Here is a 20,219-nt window from a genome sequence, read left to right as displayed (position 1 = left end):
TATCCCTAGGAGCATACTGAAGTATGTGACTAGGGTGAGGTTGTGCAGCCAACACCCCTACAATTTGAAATATGACGAGGATGCTACAACTTCGAGCGGCCTGACAACGAATGAGAAAGCGTCGTGCTATCAACCATCTCTAACTCCCCGCCGACAGGCACCCCATGCGCAATCCGGCTCGCCGCCACCCCATACTGCGCGCACATCTGCCCAATATAGTTTGCCGTCGCCTCCCCCTCTACTGTCGGGTTGGTCGCCAAAATCACTTCAGTGATGTTTTCCGATGCCAGTCGCTCTTCGAGCCTATCTAGCCCGATATCCATCGGTCCAATGCCATCTAATGGTGACAGATGCCCCATGAGTACGAAATAGCGACCTGAGAATTGACCAGTTTGCTCGATAGCGTAAATATCTGCGGGGCTTTCCACCACGCAAATCAGCCCATTTTGCTGACGGCGCGGGTTATCGCAGATATTGCAGGTGTCTTGCTCAGTAAATGTGCGGCAATCGCGGCAATGTCCGATTTCAGACATTGCCCGAGTCAGCGACTGAGCCAAACGCATTCCGCCACTACGGTCACGTTGCAGAAGATGAAAAGCCATTCGCTGCGCTGACTTAGGTCCCACACCAGGGAGACAGCGCAGCGCTTCCATCAATGATTCAAGAAGCGGACTCGTTTGCATTAGAATGGCATCTTAAAGCCTGGTGGCAGTTGCATACCGCTAGATACGCTAGCCATTTTCTCTTTTTGCGTCTCTTCGATACGACGCGCTGCATCATTGAATGCCGCAGCAATCAAGTCTTCCAGCATATCTTTGTCGTCTTCCAACAGGCTTGGATCGATTTCAACACGACGGCAGTTATGTGAGCCGTTGATAGTCACTTTGACTAAGCCAGCACCTGATTCACCAGTAGCTTCGAGTTGAGCGATTTCTTCCTGAACTTTCTGCATTTTATCTTGCATTTGCTGGGCCTGTTTCATCAGGTTACCCAATCCACCTTTACCAAACATAGTTTTCTCTCACAACTGAGGCTACAGATTCGCAACTGTAGCGTTAAACGGGGCGAATACTCTCTTCGTCCAACTGCGCATCAAACATTGAGCGCAATTTTTGAATTGTTTTATCCGCGATAATAGACTGACGGGCTTGCGCCAGCTTCTCTTCATAAATCGCCTGACGCCATTCCAACGGCGTTTTCACCGCCGTATTATCATCGTGAACAACGTTCAGTTCAACAGGGCGACCATAATGTTGACTCAACGCATCTTGTAATGCCTTTTGAGCATTCGGTTTGTCAAGATGACGTTGAGCTGAGCGCAAGTGCAATACAATTTGCGACTCGTCCAATTCTTCTTTATATGAATTCAAAGCCAATTGTTCAACTAGCTTAGGAATATTTAATTGTGCAATTTCCCCCGACCAGCTATCACGCTCACGACCTTCTTGCATGATTTTTATCGCTAATTCTGGGGTTTTCTCATATTCCAGCGCTTCTTTGATCTCGGTTGGCGTCGTGGCGGTATCTTTTGCCTCGAGCACCTCTTCATTTTGAGGCTTCCACTGATAAGGCTTTGGCTTCGCAGGTTTGGAACTGTGCGAGGCTTTTTCCATCATATTTTGTTGATGTTTGCTGGTCACCGCGGCCAGCCGCTCAAGTGCTGATACCGCCGGCTTAGCCCTATTGGACGTCACCGGATGAGTCTTTTTTGGACTCGGATCCTCACTTTGTGGTGTTTGTAATGCTTGTCTGGCTTTTAATAGCTGCAATGTGGGGCTATTTTCCGGCAAATTATCTGCGCTCACAGACGGTGGTGCTTGACGCGTCATATTCGACTGCGCTGGCTCTGGCTGAAAAACAGGGGCAGATACGCTCGGGGCTAATTTTGGCGGTAGCTCAACCTCGTCAATCACGCTCTTTGGGTGGAAGGCTAATGCTCTTAAGAGCGCCATTTCCACGCCCATCCGTCTTTCTGGCGCATAGGCTAATTCTTTTCTACCCACCAGCAAGGTTTGGTAGAACAGTTGAAGATCCGCAGGGGAAATCAAGCGAGCAGCTTGCCTTAGACGCCCTTCCGTAGAGGATGGATCGGTTTCTTGCTCCGCTGGTAACAGTTGAATCATCGCGATTCGGTGAAGCAAAGAGAGGATCTCAACCAATAGATTTTCCCAGTCCGCTCCTCGGGAAGCCGCTTGTTCCACTTGCGACATGACGGCAGCACCCTCCGCACGAATTAACGCTTCAATAATGGCGAGTGGCTGTTCATCATCAAGAGTGCCCAGCATTTGGCTCACGATATCCGCAGTTACCTTCCCCTGCCCCATGGCAATCGCTTGGTCAGTTAAGCTCAGCGCATCTCGTAAACTGCCATCGGCAGCGCGTGCGATCAGTTGGCGGGCTCGAGTATCATGCTCAATATTTTCTGCATTCAAGATAAGCTCAAGCTGTTCGCTAATTTGAGCCACATCCAGCGCTTTCAAATGGAATTGTAAGCAACGGGATAAAATGGTGACTGGCAGCTTTTGAGGATCAGTGGTTGCAAGCAGGAATTTGACGTGTTCAGGCGGCTCTTCCAGTGTTTTAAGCAACGCATTAAAACTGTGGCGCGACAACATGTGAACTTCATCAATGAGATAGACTTTAAAGCGACCACGGGCGGGTGCGTACTGAACGTTATCCAGTAATTCTCGCGTGTCTTCGACTTTTGTCCGTGATGCGGCATCAATCTCAATCAGATCGACAAATCGCCCCTGCTCAATTTCCAAACAGTTCGCGCATTTACCGCAAGGTGTTGCTGTGATCCCTGTTTCGCAGTTCAGCCCTTTGGCAAACAAACGTGCGATCGTGGTTTTCCCGACACCGCGGGTACCTGAGAAGAGATAAGCGTGATGAAGCCGTTGGTGCTCAAGCCCATTAGCAAGCGCAGTCAACACATGCTGCTGACCAACAACATCCGAAAATTTTTGGGGGCGCCACTTACGGGCAAGTACCTGATAGCTCATGGATTCCACTGTTATTCAACATGGGACATTGATAAATATAATAATAGTACCATGCTACCACAGCCTCAACCCATTGGGCGAGACTGCAGTAAAAATAGTAAGAAGAGTGCGGAGCAGATTAGTGACCAGGGAACTCAACAAGACTATAGGAAGTAACACCTTCTTTGGCTAAGCGCTCAACACCGCCTAAATCTGGCAGTCCGATCACGAAAGCTGCATCAACAACTTTTGCACCGAGTTGCTTAATCATTTTAACCGTCGCTTCGACAGTACCACCCGTTGCTAACAGATCATCCACGACTAACACATTATCTTGTGCACTAATGCTGTCTTTGTGAATTTCCAGTGTATCGGTACCGTATTCGAGGTCATACGTCATACTTAATACTTCACGCGGCAATTTGCCTTTTTTACGCACAGGTACAAAACCAACGCCTAAGCGTAATGCAACAGGAGCGCCGAACAGGAAACCACGGGCTTCAGTCCCCACAATTTTGGTCACACCTTTGTTTTGATAATGCTCAACTAGCATATCGATTGTTGCTTGATAAGCCGCAGGGTCATTTAACAGTGTGGTAATATCGCGAAATAGCACACCTTCTTTTGGATAATTAGGGATAGTCGCGATACTTTCTTTAATCAATTGCAGTTGTTGCTCTTTAGCGGTCATAATAAAAACCAATATAGTAAATACGAAAGGGTAGAATCTATGCAAACTACCATAAAAATGCAATAAGAAGCCGTCTTTTTGCGCTAAGTTTTGTTGTTGGATATCAATATTCAGCCACTTTTCACATTTATTGAGAATAAAAAATGAAAACACAGGCTCTTTTGGACGCATTAAAAAAGCAGATTGACGAATTAGCGGTACGTGTTGCTCCCATCAAAGACCATGAATTTTCTCACTCCCGATTTGATATGCAGCTGTTTAGTCATAAATCCACCAAACTGGGGGATTGCCAAAAAGAGCTCAACACGCTTTATCAGCAACTGTGCAATAGTGTTACGCTCAATCATACCCAACAAGTGACCTTTCTGACCGAAAAAATCGTCCATCAGATGCAAGCGATTTCTCGCGAGCTTTCAACACAAGGATTACGTGAAAAAGAAGATTCCTTTCGGACGAAAAAGGAACAAGTTGATTTATATGACCGTTTATCACAACATCAAGATTATGAACGCCGTTTACAGGCGATGGTGAGTGAAAAAGAACTCGACTTAAGTGGATTAACTGATTCGCACTTACAGCATCAGTGCCAAAAAGAGCTTGCAGCATTAGCAGGACGATTATATCGATGCAGACAAGCCTTGATGCGTATTGAAAAAGCTATCGAGCACCAAGAAAATCAATTTTTTGATTAAGGAAATGCACATGGAGCCCCTAGAGAATGCACCACCAGAAATACAGCTTGCGGTGGATTTAATCTACTTATTAGAGTCCTCTGAGATAAGCCCCGATATCGCTTTGAAAGCATTAGACATAGTGAAACGCGATTACCTTAGCAAACAGGCCGCCGAAGCAGCCTGTCAGAACAGTAATTAACACAGATTATTTTTCATCATCCGGTTTATCTTTGATGATTTTTGTCACTTCCTGCACTTCATCACCCTGATTATTATGCAAATGCACTTCCAATTGATTGAAGGCAATATTGATATCATTTTCACGGCACAACCGGTCAATTTCACGATTGACTTCATCACTGGTCATAGTGCGTTCACCAATTTGGCGAACATAAAAACGCAGCTCGTGATCTAACGTACTCGCCCCAAAACTTAAGAAGTATGCTGCCGGTGCAGGATCTGTCATTACTTTACTGTTCGATGTTGCCGCCTGCAGTAAAACACGCTTCACTTTTTCCAGATCCGAACCATACGCAACCCCTAAAGAAATCGTGATGCGCGTGACCGTATCGGAGAGTGACCAGTTGATCAATCGCTCAGTCACAAATGCCTTGTTTGGGATGATCACCTCTTTGCGATCAAAGTCCACAATGGTCGTCGCACGAATACGGATCTTACTGATAGTCCCCGAGTATGTACCAATCGTGACGGTATCCCCAATCCGAATCGGTCTTTCAAACAGCAAAATTATCCCCGAAACAAAGTTCGCAAAAATTTCCTGTAAACCAAAACCGAGACCAACCGTTAAGGCCGCGGCTAACCATTGCAACTGATTCCACGTCACGCCAATCATGCCAAGGGAGGCAATCGCCCCAATGCTGACAATCACATAGGTCAACATCGTCGTAATGGCGTAAGTGGAGCCTTGACGAAGTTTTAGGCGCGATAACACTAAAACTTCCAGTAACCCCGGAAGGTTACGCGTCATTATCCACGCGACCACGACAATCACCACGGCTAAAATCAGGTTAGCCAAGGTCACGTATTTCATGATGCTTGCCCCTTCCGCTGATGTCGCGCTATAGCTCCATAACTGAACGCTATCAAGGAAAGAGAAAATCGTAATAAAGTCGGACCAAATTGCGTAGAACGCAAAGGCGAAGATAATAAACAGCACCATGGTCGTTAAGCGCAATGACTGCTGGCTAATCAGCTCAATCGTCATTGGAGGTTCTTTGATTGGCTCATTTTCAGCTTCTTCTTGCTGTTTTGACTGAGCTCGGCGTTCCAATGCTCGCTTATAAGCCAGCTTTCTCGCCCCCAAACTTAAACCACGCAAACAGACATTATAAGTGATATACCAAAGCACCAGTAAATATAAGCTATCTAACCAACGGCTGGCTAAACGTAACGTAGTATAGTAATAACCTGCGAACATCAAACCAATTAAAATCAGCGGCGAAAATGTCAGTAAGGTAATTAAAATCGAACGGGTTAAGTGGCTGCCGGTTTCCTTCCAAACCTGTTTACAGAATGGAATCGTGAAAATACATAATAGTAATAAACAGATAGAGACCACTAACTGTCCAATCACATCTTCGGATACCTTCAGAGGGTTAATCATTCCGTAAGTAGAAAAGAAAATCAGTGGTAGCAGCGGTACCGATAAACGCACCATTCTACGACGCATACGCTGGGTATTTTCATGGTCAATATTGAAATGTTTTTCTGCGATACCTTGCGGCTTTAACACCCTAAATGTGAGTTCAAACAATGCCCAGAAAATGGCTAACTGCAAGCAATAGGACCAGATAAATTCCCCTTGCAGATTACCCGTCTTTAAGAACCAATAGCCAATTGCGATCACCACAAGAGAAATTGGGATGGTTTGCAATAAGGTTAGCAACAACGCCAACGGCGTATTTAATACGCTGTCGTTTCTGAGGCTGGATAAACGCAGATCAATTTCATGTAAGCGTTGGGTAATCTTGCGGTTAAACCAGATGAAAATCAGTGCTGCCAATAATAGAGGAACAGTAACCCACAGTGCGCTAATAAACCCTTTCTTCAAGCTTGAAAATGAAAAATCAAAATCCAGATGAGTCAGTTGGTTCGTTGCGGCTTCAGGGAAGGCTTTTAACCACTCGATATCCATCGGTTTATTGCTGTTCACCCAGAAAATTTGCTGCGCTAAAGTATGTTCGAGAGAACTGACCACACTCAATAATTGGTTTTGATCTAATTGTAAGTTAATAGCTTGGGATATTTGTCCGCCTAACTGTAGATTCAATTCATCCAGTAATTCACGGCGAACATCCAAAATTTTAACCAATGCCGCTTTATCTTCAGGCGTAAACAGCACGGCATTTTCTTGCTCACCCACTTTGACCGCTTGCTGATGCTCCAAATTATTAATGTAATCAGTAGGCTGGTACAGCGCATCACGCTGCTGGTTAATATCAAATTGTTCCAGACGCAGATCTGCAATGGTCACTGGTAGATTTTTGGTGAGAATATCTGCTGGTAAATCAATTTGTTGCTGAAAAAGAATCCGTGATAGTAATAAACTACCGCGTAATACGTTAATTTGCTCTTTTAGGTTACGTTCCGATTGTGTCGCACGCTCCAGCCACGTTTTCACTCGGATACCGTTTTGCACCATTCTATTGCCATCTTGCGTCACTTCAATCAAGCGGTTACTTAACTTGTTGTTAATTTCAATCTCTTTTTGAAGAATAGGATTTTGTTGTACCGCGTCATCGGTCGACGTGTTTTGCGCTTCACGCACCGTTGATTGCGAGTCATTGAGGCGTGCTTTGCTAATCGCATCTTGAATAATTTGGATACGAGCGTCCAATTGTTCAATATACGCTGCGGTGTAATCACGTTGTTTTTGTAAAACGTCCTGGAGTTGAGTATTCGCTTGTAAAACGCGCTTTTGAAACTCATTTTGTTGCTGAAGAAGGTATTGCTCAAGTTGCAACATGTTAGCTTGTGTGGTGCGCAATTTGCTGGAGTCAGTCAATGTGCTGTTAAGCTCATTGCGAATCTCTTGCAGTCGGCGGGCATTATCCAGCATGCTCGCTTGAGCTCGTTCAGGTTGGGTTTGTAGACCAATCAGTTGACTATTATAAGTAGCAAGATCATTTTGCTCAGCTTGCAGATTATCCAAATACGTCGCCAACATCGTTTCTAATTGTTCGAGGCTGCTATTTTCAATTTGATGTTGAAAATTAATATCTGGATTTTCATTCTGAACTTTTATTTGTAATAAACCCTGAACCGCTTTTCTCGATTCTTCACCTGAGTGATTTATTTTTTTTTGCAGCTCATCCGAACGCTGATCTAATTTTTCCAATTCATCATAGTAAGTTAATGATTTTTCCAGATCAGCAATGATAAGTTTATCTTCCTGCCCTGCACTGCTTTTTTTATTTAATGAATTAAGCTCTGTTTTTATCTCATTTTTACTGGGAAGATTATTAATTGTTGCCGCGGAAATTTGGAAAGAAAAAAAGGTGATGGCAAATACCAAAAATATTCTAACGGAATATAACCACGCTTTTTTATATTGCATCAGTGAGCCCATGATATTTCGTTGTGATCCTACTTTTATACTACATGCCCATTTTTAGCTGCAATTCCTGACGAACCGCAGCTCAGTTTTTAAATTAAACTGTTTTAACATTAAAATGTGAGAACTTTTTCAGCGGCTAGTGTCCATGCAGCTAAATCCACCAGCGTTCCAATTTCAACGCCATCAATCAATGGTAACTCACTGATACCACGCGCATCGGTGCAGGTTTTGCATAATTTTACTGGAACGTTTTGCGCGGTTAGGATCTCTAACATTTGCTGGAGGTTATATCCTTCTTTCGGCTTTTGTGCCGTAATTCCCGCCGTCACTGCATCAGACATTAAGAAGATTTTTAAGTCCGTTTGTGGATGTTGTTCTTTTAGTGTTATGGCTAGGCGCAAAGAGTTGAACAACATTTCACTTCCGTATGGCGCGCCATTCGCAATGATCAAAATAGATGACATGGTTTTCTCCGATTATTCGCTTGGCGTTGGTTTGATTCGTAGAGAGACGCTATTTTTAAGCGTTTCTAATAGAGTATCAACTAACGTCGTCGTATGTGCGTCTATCATAAAACTCTCTGGCTGTAATAACCAGTTTTCGAGTAAGCCTGACATTAATGATCGGATCATTACCGCACTGCATTCTAAATCTAAGTTGTCAGGAAGTTGTCCAGCCTCAATACAGTCACGTAAATTTCTCACTATTCTATGTTGGCTGGCCATATAATTTTCACGTTTAAAATCAACAACAGAAGCCATTTCACCAACTAATTCACATTTTAAGAAAAAGATTTCCATCAATGCACGATTTTTGGGGATACTAATAAAATCAGTAAGAATATAAATTAACAATTCTCTTAGTATTAAAAGTGGATCATTGGTATATTTCGAACGATAATAATCTTCAGCCTGAGTGATTTGATTATCGCTAAATTCGCAGGCTTGATGAAAGAGATCCACCTTATTCTTAAAGTGCCAGTATATAGCACCTCGGGTCACGCCCGCGGCTTTGGCTATATCGGCTAATGACGTAGCTGTCACTCCTCGTTCAGAAAATGTTTTGATAGCTGCATCGAGTATTTCCTGGCGGGTTTCTTCAGCCTGTTGTTTAGTTTTTCGTGCCATTGTCACCCATTTTTGTAGAAAGCTGATTTACATACATTAGTGTATGTTTGTACTATAGCATAGTGATAAATCATATAATTTGCTTTTTTTCTTAATTTTGTTTTGAACTCATATCGATTAATTGAGGTTAACTTATGCGAAAAAACAGAGGAGTGTTACCTCTGGCTCTGTTGGTCCTTTCAGGCGGCTTAGCGTTATCTGGTTGTAACGAAGAACAGAAAGGTGGCGGTGAACGCCCGGCGCCTGATGTAGGAATTGTTACGCTGAAAGCTGAACCTCTGACCATTAAGACCGAACTTCCAGGCCGTACATCTGCATATCGAGTTGCAGAAGTTCGTCCACAAGTTAGTGGCATCATCTTAAAACGTAACTACAAAGAAGGTAGCGATGTTGAAGCTGGCGTGTCGTTGTATCAAATCGATCCTGCGCCTTTCCAAGCAACCTATAATAGTGCTAAAGCAGAATTAGCCAAAGCGCAAGCAAATGCTAATCTCGCCGCATTAACTGTTAAACGTTATAAGCCACTGCTTGGTACCAACTACATTAGTCAACAAGAATACGACCAAGCGAATTCAACTTATGCACAATCTCTAGCTGCGGTAAAAGCAGCGGAAGCAGCCGTTGAAACCGCACGTATTAATTTGAATTACACGAAAGTGACATCGCCAATTAGTGGACGTACGGGTAAATCCAATGTCACGGAAGGTGCCTTAGTTTCTGCGGGTCAAACAACTGAACTAATGCGCGTTCAACAATTAGATCCAATCTACGTGGATGTGACGCAGTCGAGTGAAGATTTCTTACGCTTAAAAAATGAAATCGAACAAGGGGCACTGCAAAAAGAGCCCGGCAAAGCGCCAGTTAGCTTAGTGATTAATGGCGGGCAAGAATACGCACAGAAAGGGCAATTAGAGTTCTCTGATGTCACTGTTGATGAAACCACTGGTTCTATCACTATGCGTGCCGTGTTCCCTAACCCGAATAAAGAACTGATGCCAGGTATGTTTGTTCGCGCCATTCTAGAAGATGGTGTGAAAGAAAATGCGATTTTAGTTCCTCAACAGGGTGTTGCTCGTACTCCACAAGGTGACGCGCAGGTCATGGTTGTTGGCGCAGAAAACAAAGTTGAAGTGCGTAAAGTGAAAGCTGCACAAGCGATTGGCAACAACTGGTTAGTCACTGATGGCGTGAAAGATGGCGACCGTGTCATTGTAATTGGTTTGCAGAAAATCAAACCGGGAATGGTTGTTGTGCCAAAGCAAGCAAACTTAGAAACTCAATCCATTGTAGACACTCAGGCTAAACCTGAAACCGCGTCTAAATAAGGGAGCTATTGATTAATGCCTAAGTTTTTTATAGATAGACCAATTTTTGCATGGGTAATCGCGATTATTACCATGCTTGCAGGTCTGCTGGCAATTATCAAGTTACCTGTCGCTCAGTATCCGACGATTGCACCGCCGGCTGTTTCCATTTCAGCTAACTACCCTGGTGCAGATGCATCAACGGTACAAAATACGGTGACCCAAGTTATCGAACAGAACATGAACGGTATCGATAATTTGGTGTATATGTCGTCAACCAGTGATTCATCAGGTTCAGCAAGCATCACGCTGACTTTTGAAGCAGGTACTGATGGCGATATCGCTCAAGTACAGGTACAGAATAAGCTGCAATTGGCAATGCCACTTTTACCTCAAGAAGTACAGCAACAAGGTATTAGTGTCGATAAGTCCACCAGCTCATTCTTAATGGTTGCAGGCTTTATTTCGAAAAACGGTTCAATGGGGCAATATGACATTGCCGACTACGTAGGTTCAAATATTAAGGACCCACTGAGTCGTGTTAATGGTGTTGGTGAAACCCAGCTGTTTGGTACCCAATATGCAATGCGTATTTGGTTAAAACCAGAGCAACTCGTTAAGTACAACATGGCAACTTCGGATGTCATTAATGCAATTCGTGTACAAAACAACCAAGTTGCCGCCGGTCAGCTAGGGGGAACACCTCCTGTTGCCGGTCAGCGTTTGAACGTATCTATTATTGCTCAAACCCGTTTAAGTAACGTAGAAGAGTTTTCGAACATTTTATTACGTGTGAACCAAGACGGTTCCCAAGTTCGTTTGAAAGATGTCGCTACCGTTCAACTCGGTGCGGAAAACTACAGTACAGTTGCGCGCTTTAACGGTATGCCAGCGGCGGGTATCGGTATTAAACTCGCAACGGGCGCGAACGCATTAGATACAGCAAATAACGTCCGTGCAGCGTTAGCTGATATGGAACCCTTCTTCCCTGAAGGACTTGAAGTTGTTTATCCGTACGATACAACGCCATTCGTTAAAATCTCAATCAACGAAGTAGTTAAAACGCTGGTCGAAGCAATTATGTTGGTTGTTGTCGTTATGTATCTGTTCTTGCAGAACATCCGTGCAACATTGATCCCAACAATTGCAGTACCCGTAGTGCTATTAGGAACCTTTGCTATCTTGTCAGCCTTTGGCTACTCGATAAACACCTTAACCATGTTTGCGATGGTACTCGCCATCGGTCTTCTTGTGGATGACGCCATCGTTGTTGTTGAAAACGTTGAGCGTGTGATGCAAGAAGAAGGTCTGCCACCAAAAGAGGCGACCAAAAAATCCATGGGACAAATTCAAGGTGCACTGGTTGGTATCGCGATGGTGCTGTCCGCAGTATTTATCCCAATGGCCTTCTTTGGTGGGTCAACAGGGGCAATTTACCGTCAGTTCTCAATCACTATCGTGTCATCGATGCTGTTATCTGTATTAGTGGCGATGATTCTGACCCCTGCACTGTGTGCTACTATGTTGAAGCCGATTGAAAAAGGCAGCCATGGTTCCACTAAAGGGTTCTTTGGATGGTTTAACCGCGTATTTGAAAAACAAGCTCACCATTATACAGACAGCGTAAGCCGTATGTTGAATGGCACGGGTCGTTACCTTGTCATCTACGTGATTCTGGTTGTGGGCATGGCATTCATGTTTGTTCGTCTGCCATCCTCATTCTTACCAGCCGAAGACCAAGGGGTATTTTTATCCATGGTGCAATTGCCACCAGGATCAACCCAAGAGCAAACCGAAGTCATCTTAGATGAAGTCAGTGAATACTTCAGAGTAGATGAAGGTAAAAACGTTGAGTCTGTCTTTACCGTTGGTGGCTTTAGCTTTGCGGGTGCAGGGCAGAACATGGGTCTGGCGTTCGTCGTTCTTAAGAACTGGGATGAACGTAAAGGGAAAGAAAACCATGTTGATGCGATTGTTGCTCGAGCAAATGCGGCCTTATCGAAAAAACAAGGTGCCTTCATTTATGCCTTTAACTTACCTGCAATTGTTGAGTTAGGGACATCAAACGGCTTTGACTTTGAGTTGGTCGATAAAGGTGGCTTAGGTCATGAAAAACTGATGGCTGCACGTAATCAGTTACTCGGACTTGCTGCACAGCACCCTGAAATTTTGCAAGGTGTACGACCAAATGGTCAAGATGATACCTCACAGTATCGAATCTATATTGACCAGCAAAAAGCGCAGGCTCAAGGTGTTGCAATCAGTGATATCAACGCAACCCTCAGCTCAGTGTTTGGTGGTTCATACGTTAACGACTTTATCGACCGCGGTCGTGTGAAGAAAGTTTACGTACAAGGTGACGCGGAAAGCCGTATGTTACCATCCGATATCAGCAACCTGTATGTTCGTAATAACCAAGGGAAAATGGTGCCGTTCTCTGCATTCTTAGACGAATCCAAAGACCCATGGAAATTCGGTTCACCGCGTTTAGAGCGTTATAACGGTGTCCCTGCGATGAACATTCAAGGTCAAGCAACAGAAGGTCAAAGTACCGGTGCTGCGATGTTGATGATGGAAAAACTGACCACCGAAAACCTCCCAGCGGGAATTGGTTACGAATGGACAGGAATGTCATACCAAGAGCGTCTGTCTGGTAACCAGGCACCTGCCCTGTATGCGATTTCCTTGATTGTGGTTTTCCTGTGTCTAGCTGCACTGTATGAAAGCTGGTCTGTACCATTCTCAGTCATGTTAGTGGTACCACTTGGGGTTATCGGTGCGTTACTCTTCACTTCAGTACGAGGTTTAGATAACGACGTTTACTTCAAGGTAGGGCTGTTAACCACCATTGGGTTATCGGCGAAGAACGCAATCTTGATTGTTGAATTCGCCAAAGACTTGATGGAGAAAGAAGGTAAAGGATTGATTGAAGCAACATTGGATGCAGTAAAAATGCGTCTAAGACCAATCCTGATGACATCCTTAGCATTTATGTTGGGTGTTATCCCTCTGGTATTTAGTAATGGTGCAGGTTCTGCGGCACAGAACTCCGTCGGTACGGGTGTACTGGGGGGCATGTTCGCAGCAACATCACTGGCTATCTTCTTCGTTCCGGTATTCTTTGTGGTGATCCGTCGCCGCTTTGCAAAGACACCAGAACACGCTGATAACAACCAGCCACCAGCAGCTCATTAATTACGAATGAGTTAAAAAAAGACCCCCGATAGTTATCCAACTATTGGGGGTTTCTTCATTTATTTGGCATCGATTGACATCATCTAGTGTATTTGAGACTGAAGCGTATTGATTGGTATGATGTCTGAACTTGATGTGTTCCACCCTAGTTTTTCATTAGGCTGATAACTCACATTATTTGCCTGTGTTATCTGACTGCAACTCTCCGCTAAATATGCCAGATCTTCATTGCATTGTGGTTTCTCTTCAAAATAACTCGATAAATACATAGCACCACGGTGAACCGTAACCTCGTTTGCAAGCTCACTGATATTGAAAACGCCGTCGTCAAAATGAATCATCAAATGCTGGTGAGCTAATGAGTTTGTACCATAAACATTATGTAATACTAATGAGGTCTGATTAATGGAATCCGTGAGAATTAAATTATCATTAAATCGATTAACAAAAATAGAATTACCCTTAACGTTTATCGGTAATACAAGATGGTCAATGGCTAGATCTTGTGATTGATTCTCGATAATAATGTCTCGATAGTTTTGCCAATCCTCTAATCTCAAGTGATAGGTATCTTTACCTCCCCCACCACTGAGTATCAATGTCTTAGCCTCTTTTAAGTGCGTTGGCGCGAGAATATCATCATTATTTGTTCCTTTGATAATGAATGATGAGCCTAGTGGTTCATTCTTTGATAGCGGATGAAAAATAAGTTGCCCTTCCTTAGAAGACAGCATTAACCCTCCCCCTATTTTCCGTGCATTCTCAAGAGAAACGTCTGGATATAATTCAATCGGTTTTGGTAAATGTTCGGAGGGCTTTAAAGACTGATTGTCATCAAACATATTCGCTAACAGTGCACTCGAAATGGCGGTTTGTTGATATAGTTTTTTGGTTTTTGTATCAAAAATAACCCCACTACCCTCACTCGAATCAAAATCTAAAAAATGTAATGTATCTTCAGATGGTAAGGACTCACTAACAATAACTTTTCCTTTAAAATACCATGCTGGTAAAAATTGCTTGCCATCTTTTCCTTTCAGACCAAACAGTGTGATTGGATTTGGTTCATTAATAAAATCATTTAAATTACGCCAATTAAATGATTCATTTTCAAACCAGGTTTTATTTATCGCAATGATATCCGCGCTACCATTAACATTCAGCTGTTTCACAACGCCATTTTTTTGGATAATTAATATATTTCCATTCCAATTAAAAGCAGTGTCTATTTCACGAATACTTAATCGCTTAGCGGTTGGATTTTTAAGATCAATATCCTTCTGCCCTAACCCTTCTTGGCGGAAAATGGTATCGGACTCTTTGCTATAAAAGAAAAAGGCTTCCCCTCCATTGTCATCGAAGAGGCTACCGACCAATATAAGGTCGGCGGGTGGTTTCCAGTTCCACGTATCGGTAAGCGGATCAAACCGATTAAAGCAAGCTCCAACTATTTTTAATACTGTCGGCTCAGTGTTTACAATCCTAAAACGCCCTTCAATAGATAACAGTGTCGATTTATCTGTAAAACCAGCATAAGTAGGCTCTAATACATGCTCAAAAGGTTCCCCATTAGCGAGCCTATGATTCATATAAGCTAATTCATCAGGGTTAGTAGAAAACCAATATAATGTCCGAGACATCTCAGCCATTATCTTTTGGTCATAATCATCGGGTCTGGCTAAATTAGGTTTAATTAATACCCCATCACTGGTACGTAGCCAATAAATACTCTGGAAGCCTAAATAATTAGTATTTTTTATCATCACAATTGAGGCTAGTTTTGGTAATATTTTGACTGGAGAGACAATTGTAGGTAATGTATTTTTATTATTCTGATTCAATCTAATATAGTTTTCATTAACTAAATAATCGTGATTTAAGAAATACTTGTGTTTTTCAGATGGGGTAATAATGTCGAGTTTATTCAGTTTTTCCATTAAACGAAAATCATCAGAAATACTGACTAGCTCTAATTCACTTTTCTCGAAAGAGTAAACCAGATTCACTTCACTACTGTTTTTTCTATTTTTCAATTCAACAATGACTGTATTATTTTTTATTGAAAGTCTTTCAATACTTGAATACTCACCCAACAAATCATAAAAATTAAACTTAGCATAAATATCGCCATTATTAATATTGGTTGACCATAGAATATTTTCAATTTGAGAATAAAAATATGCAACACCTTCAATCGTCGTGATTAAAATTGCAGATTGATTTTCTTTATGCGATGAATTGGTATATAACATGCGCCTAGCAGCAACATCATAGAATGCTCTGCCAACATTTTTTTCATTAACTGAATAATCGTTAACAATAACATATTTTTTCTTTAACTCATTTTTATTCGCTAAATCATGAAGGAAATGTTCAATAGAATGCCTCTTTGAACCCCAGTTTTTTCCATTTATGCTAACAAGATCTATTGTTTTATTATTGAAGTTGACTTCTCTAATTTCATGTTCACTATCCATAATTAGAATTTTACTAGACGCTGCCGTCTCATCAACATAAACAACGGCATTACCAATTTGGATATTATCATCATTAACGTTAATGACCTGACCTTTCTGACCATCAATACTACTGGTATCGATAATCCAAGTGGATTGCTCAGTGGCTAATAAGGATTGCTTTAGCCTTAAAGAAGCCCCATGATTCATCGAAATTTGATATTCTCCACCATTTCCTGTCAGTGTATGCTCTATATAGTCATGCCAAGCTTCTGGGAGAGTAGGAACAATTAAATGCTTATTAGTTGAATCTAAAATAATCGAAACTGGAGTAAAAACATATTCAGCCTTAAGGTTTGACATCACATATTCTAGACCACAATAAAAATAATCAAAATAAAACTGGTAATTCTCTTCCATTTTTCTAAGAACTGAGAAACCATAATCACCACGAGTTGTACCACCAATAAGAGATGTATATTCGTAACGCAAATAACATTGAGGAATGACGGGTAGTACAATAATATTTGATTTATCCGAATCAAATGTCACTTTATCTTGTAAGACACCCACTGCTTCTCGAATATTAATCGCTTCATTTTTATTTATATCTGCTCGTGGACTTGATTGAAAATCACTTAAAGTACTATGTTTGAAAACCCATGTTCTTTTTTCACCACGATAAATATACTCGCTACCAAGCTTAAAGCTTGCATCTAAAAAATTAACTTCTTTAATCACAATACCTTCTGTTGGCATTAATAATTTTTTTTCTTCATCATAATGAATAGCCGCATTCTGATAATGCTCTTTGTAACGACCAAAAATAACACCAACCCCTATCGCTTCTTGTGCATGGCGCTCATTAATTTTGATTAATTCAGTAATACCAATTCCAAGACCTGTTAAAGGTACTGCTAATGGCATAGCAACGCCAGCAACAGTTTCAGCCCCCAATAGCGACGCCCCATATCCTACAATACTTGTTGTTAACGCAGCTGAATCAAACGCCAGCTGAGTGCCAATAACCGTTCTCTGTAGTTCATTCTCTGCATTCGCGAGTTCATAGATATCAAACCCGACCATAGCGCCTTGAAAAATCGCACCAACCCCTTCATTTGCAGTGCGTAAAATCGATGATGAGAAACTATTCATCTCAGTTTTGATAACATCAGATCCCTCTTTCCAAAGCACATTCACCAGTCGAGTGACTCGTGATATATCATTCACTGCCCCATGAACCATCATGGTATAACTCACATAGGCATGAATTTTCAATGCGGTATCTAGGTTAGAAGGATTACTTGAAGCAACTGATTGGCGATTACGATTTGCAGCCCATTCAATCAGTGCCTTAATACCTATCGCCGAATTTAGACCATCAACATGCTCAGTTTCAGTCCCTCTTCCTAAGGTATCCTCATGCTGTAGCGCTAAATCCTTAAACGTATAGTGTTGGCTAAAAGAGTCGATTGATTCACTAAAGTATTCTTTAAATTCAAAAAATGTTTTGTCATCTGTTTCAATCCAACGAGAAGATTCCTCATTGCCTTTATGAACGAACTGAATTTGATATCGTCCATTCTCTAATCGCTTTGTACTTGCAAAAACAGGTAGCCAATATTCATTTAACTGATACTTTTGAATCATCTTATCCAGTGATAATTCTAAACGGCTGCCCCATTGCTCTGCATTTAAAATACTCAAAGATGATTTTATTTGCCTATCTTTTGCTAATACGTTTTGGCTTTCGATGAAAGCTCTTGTTTTTTGGCGCCGTGGAATAACCTCAGATAACTCAGTTGAAGATACTAAATCTTCGACTCTTATCCCTGCACCAACATCTATATTCGCCATTTGCTCAATATCAATAGAAATGAGATCAAATATAGGTTTAGATTTCTCCGTTAGCGCATCATATTTAAATGCCATTTTCTCTTTCACTAAAAAATCATCTAAACACTTGGAAAATTTCTTGGGATTATCAAATATATACAATCCAAAATTAGGATCATAAAAACAGTAACGTACCTCACCATTATCAACTTTTTTTCCTATTAACATTGAATGGCTTTGAGTATTTAAGGCATACATCTGAGTTCCACTAGATTCAATGAGTTGCTTTTTTATCGACTTTAAATTCAGTAGACCAATTGAAGAAGATGCTCCTACCGCTTCCGTATTAAAATGTAAATTTTGCAGTGATGACCTCAATATAATTGAGCTTTTTTCTTCCGGAGATGCCGCAGCAATAAACAACTTATTGAAAAGCTCGTTGGCACTGCTAACACCATCATATTGAGCCAATGCAACTGACATCGCTCTCACTAATGGATAACAACGACCGCCCTCATAGTCGCCCATTAATGGTAAATAAAAGTCTTGAGGAGCAAGGTGTTGATAAATGCTTCCCCCATTCTGAAATAGGGTATTCATTTTTAACGTATGGTTTAAAATGTTTTCTATGTGTTCCGACTGATCCTTAATCCGAATATATTGAGATAGTGCACCACGCTCTTTAGCACTTAATCCTCCATGAATATAAAGCTCACGCATTTTTGATGCCGACATTCCTTCATCAAAACCTGCGATACTTAATTCTTTGTAATGCTTAACACCTTGATTAAAATCACCATGTTCATTCCATATATCCTTGTTTAATAGAACTGTATACCTTTCTCTATTGACTACAGATTTTGATTGAATACCTGATTTAATACTCGATTCATCTAATTTAAGAACCGCAGAAATTCCATGATTTTTTTTAATTTGTAACCATAACCAACTACGCTCAACAGATGCACTTTCAGATAAAATCACATCATATTTTTGTTTATAATATTCTTTTAAGTGTTTATTTAACTCAATTGTTTCTTTTAATTCGCCAATTCTAATTCTATCTTCTTCTGAGGGTCGCACTTTATTTAATTTATTTATTTTATCTTGTAATTCAATAAGCTCATCTCGCGCATTTTTTATTTTTATATCTATTTTTACCCTCTCAACACTGAGGTATTGTTTTATTTTATTTCGTAATTCTATCCAAGAAAGAATCGCTTGATGATCTAATGAAAAATCGCCCCCCGTATAAATACCTTGTCTGAAATTTTCAGTGTCAATATTAATCTCCCTCGCAAGATTAAATAATTCTTTATGGATATGACTACGGTATTGATTAAATTGTTCTAAACGTGATTGATAAAATGTATCATCCGGATATAGCAAGATAACGGATTCATCTTGTATTCGTCGTTGTGGAGTAGGAATGCCATTCATCACCTCATATTGTTGGCGCTGTAAAATTAATTCCCATTGGTCTTTGTGAAACCTCATGTAAACCATAGCAAGACCTTCATCAATACCTGCAACTTGGTAATCTTGAAAATCAAATGCCATAACCACATTGTCATAGAGCACTGAACTATTTACTCTTCCATCATGGTACACTCGATATGTTGTAGCATTATGTTTTGTAACAATAACTGAGCATCCCGTTAAAGAACCCGTAAAAAGAAAACTGTTTTCAGCTGCTTGTATAGGGATATCAATATAACCCGGGTTTGCACTTAATTGATTACCGCCGTTGTAACTTAGAAAGTAGGCATCAACCGTTAACTCTGGGTCAAGATTTGAAGTATTGGATATAGGATTAATGGCATAAGTATTAGGTGATTTTTTAACAAATTTAACTAAGCCATGTGAGGGTAATTTCCCATCATTAGTCATTTCGTCAGCGCTGATAGTATTGGCATGAGAAAACACTATCGTATTTTCCTTAAATAGCTTGATATCAGGACTTGCTGGCTTCTCTTTAGTTGATGTGCTCCACCATAAAGGGGATTTTAACTTCAAATCACGGAATGCTTGAGATATCACTCTAGGGTTAATGCTCTTTTTGTTAAACGAATTAAACGATGAATAATAAAAATCATTTTTCATTTCTATAACTCCATTTATTTAATAATAAACTCCTGAATAGTTTAAATGTCACTTCAAATATGATTATTTCACATCAAATTTAAATTAATAACAAAAAACACCCATGATTTTAATTTTAAGATTAAATATAGAGTAAAAATAATTCATTAGCATTGAAAAACAAAAAAATTATATATTATTAAATTTTTTAATATTTCCATCTCAATTTTTGATAGCTTCAGAATAAAAAAATAGCGTTATAGTCATTCTCGTTAAGGACATTTAATAGCAAGGAA

At 41.0% G+C, this 20,219-nt stretch carries 12 protein-coding genes; 4 read left to right on the top strand and 8 right to left on the bottom strand.

Annotated features, from left to right (window positions below; genetic code table 11):
- Positions 1 to 83: 83 nt before the first annotated feature.
- The 4 genes from recR to apt form a co-directional block, all read right to left on the bottom strand.
- The gene (recR, locus tag PR795_RS07385; RefSeq protein WP_006661075.1) at positions 84 to 683 is read right to left on the bottom strand and encodes a recombination mediator RecR; all 600 of its coding nucleotides are present in this window, start codon (positions 681 to 683) and stop codon (positions 84 to 86) included.
- Positions 683 to 1,012, bottom strand: coding sequence for a YbaB/EbfC family nucleoid-associated protein (locus PR795_RS07380; protein WP_006659291.1), 330 nt, complete (start codon positions 1,010 to 1,012; stop codon positions 683 to 685). Before PR795_RS07380 ends, recR begins: the two co-directional genes overlap by 1 nt.
- 43 nt (positions 1,013 to 1,055) lie before the next feature.
- Entirely contained in the window at positions 1,056 to 3,002 is a 1,947-nt protein-coding gene (gene dnaX, locus PR795_RS07375; protein WP_036961613.1) for a DNA polymerase III subunit gamma/tau, read from the bottom strand.
- A 118-nt stretch (positions 3,003 to 3,120) separates the two neighbouring features.
- The gene (gene apt, locus PR795_RS07370; protein WP_006659293.1) at positions 3,121 to 3,672 is read right to left on the bottom strand and encodes an adenine phosphoribosyltransferase; all 552 of its coding nucleotides are present in this window, start codon (positions 3,670 to 3,672) and stop codon (positions 3,121 to 3,123) included.
- A gap of 143 nt (positions 3,673 to 3,815) precedes the next feature.
- Between apt and priC the strand changes: the two genes are divergently transcribed.
- Both priC and rsmS read left to right on the top strand, forming a co-directional pair.
- Complete coding sequence (gene priC / locus PR795_RS07365) at positions 3,816 to 4,364, top strand: primosomal replication protein PriC (protein ID WP_181480158.1); 549 nt, start codon at positions 3,816 to 3,818, stop codon at positions 4,362 to 4,364.
- 10 nt (positions 4,365 to 4,374) lie between these two features.
- Positions 4,375 to 4,545 (top strand): pleiotropic regulatory protein RsmS, encoded by a 171-nt coding sequence (gene rsmS, locus PR795_RS07360; RefSeq protein WP_006661072.1) that lies wholly within the window; start codon positions 4,375 to 4,377, stop codon positions 4,543 to 4,545.
- A gap of 6 nt (positions 4,546 to 4,551) precedes the next feature.
- Here rsmS and mscK read toward each other — a convergent pair whose 3' ends face one another.
- The 3 genes from mscK to acrR all read right to left on the bottom strand — a co-directional run bounded on the left by mscK (position 4,552) and on the right by acrR (position 9,050).
- Positions 4,552 to 7,935: a mechanosensitive channel MscK gene (mscK, locus tag PR795_RS07355; RefSeq protein WP_036975266.1), complete on the bottom strand. Its 3,384-nt coding sequence runs from the start codon at positions 7,933 to 7,935 to the stop codon at positions 4,552 to 4,554.
- A gap of 98 nt (positions 7,936 to 8,033) precedes the next feature.
- A complete protein-coding gene (locus PR795_RS07350; RefSeq protein WP_006659297.1) occupies positions 8,034 to 8,387 on the bottom strand; it encodes a DsrE/DsrF/TusD sulfur relay family protein in 354 nt (117 codons plus the stop codon).
- Between the two features lie 12 nt (positions 8,388 to 8,399).
- The gene (gene acrR, locus PR795_RS07345) at positions 8,400 to 9,050 is read right to left on the bottom strand and encodes a multidrug efflux transporter transcriptional repressor AcrR (protein ID WP_006659298.1); all 651 of its coding nucleotides are present in this window, start codon (positions 9,048 to 9,050) and stop codon (positions 8,400 to 8,402) included.
- Between the two features lie 134 nt (positions 9,051 to 9,184).
- Here acrR and PR795_RS07340 point away from each other — a divergent pair, with 134 nt between their 5' ends.
- Positions 9,185 to 10,375, top strand: coding sequence for an efflux RND transporter periplasmic adaptor subunit (locus PR795_RS07340; RefSeq protein ID WP_006659299.1), 1,191 nt, complete (start codon positions 9,185 to 9,187; stop codon positions 10,373 to 10,375).
- Positions 10,376 to 10,390: 15 nt separating this feature from the next.
- The gene (locus PR795_RS07335) at positions 10,391 to 13,549 is read left to right on the top strand and encodes an efflux RND transporter permease subunit (protein WP_006661069.1); all 3,159 of its coding nucleotides are present in this window, start codon (positions 10,391 to 10,393) and stop codon (positions 13,547 to 13,549) included.
- 83 nt (positions 13,550 to 13,632) lie between these two features.
- Here the strand turns inward: PR795_RS07335 and PR795_RS07330 are convergent, their stop codons facing one another.
- A complete protein-coding gene (locus PR795_RS07330; protein ID WP_272516765.1) occupies positions 13,633 to 19,944 on the bottom strand; it encodes a TcdA/TcdB pore-forming domain-containing protein in 6,312 nt (2,103 codons plus the stop codon).
- Positions 19,945 to 20,219 lie beyond the last annotated feature (275 nt).

The organism is Providencia sp. PROV209 (genome assembly GCF_028479485.1).
GTDB lineage: Bacteria > Pseudomonadota > Gammaproteobacteria > Enterobacterales > Enterobacteriaceae > Providencia > Providencia alcalifaciens.
Note: the sequence above shows the minus strand (reverse complement) of the source record. Positions and strands in the feature narration are given on the sequence as shown.

Excerpts from the sequence above, each read along its gene's own strand:
- recR (WP_006661075.1), bottom strand. The coding sequence starts at position 683 with ATGCAAACGAGTCCGCTTCTTGAATCATTGATGGAAGCGCTGCGCTGT.
- PR795_RS07380 (WP_006659291.1), bottom strand. The coding sequence starts at position 1,012 with ATGTTTGGTAAAGGTGGATTGGGTAACCTGATGAAACAGGCCCAGCAA.
- dnaX (WP_036961613.1), bottom strand. The coding sequence starts at position 3,002 with ATGAGCTATCAGGTACTTGCCCGTAAGTGGCGCCCCCAAAAATTTTCG.
- apt (WP_006659293.1), bottom strand. The coding sequence starts at position 3,672 with ATGACCGCTAAAGAGCAACAACTGCAATTGATTAAAGAAAGTATCGCG.
- priC (WP_181480158.1), top strand. The coding sequence starts at position 3,816 with ATGAAAACACAGGCTCTTTTGGACGCATTAAAAAAGCAGATTGACGAA.
- rsmS (WP_006661072.1), top strand. The coding sequence starts at position 4,375 with ATGGAGCCCCTAGAGAATGCACCACCAGAAATACAGCTTGCGGTGGAT.
- mscK (WP_036975266.1), bottom strand. The coding sequence starts at position 7,935 with ATGGGCTCACTGATGCAATATAAAAAAGCGTGGTTATATTCCGTTAGA.
- PR795_RS07350 (WP_006659297.1), bottom strand. The coding sequence starts at position 8,387 with ATGTCATCTATTTTGATCATTGCGAATGGCGCGCCATACGGAAGTGAA.
- acrR (WP_006659298.1), bottom strand. The coding sequence starts at position 9,050 with ATGGCACGAAAAACTAAACAACAGGCTGAAGAAACCCGCCAGGAAATA.
- PR795_RS07340 (WP_006659299.1), top strand. The coding sequence starts at position 9,185 with ATGCGAAAAAACAGAGGAGTGTTACCTCTGGCTCTGTTGGTCCTTTCA.
- PR795_RS07335 (WP_006661069.1), top strand. The coding sequence starts at position 10,391 with ATGCCTAAGTTTTTTATAGATAGACCAATTTTTGCATGGGTAATCGCG.
- PR795_RS07330 (WP_272516765.1), bottom strand. The coding sequence starts at position 19,944 with ATGAAAAATGATTTTTATTATTCATCGTTTAATTCGTTTAACAAAAAG.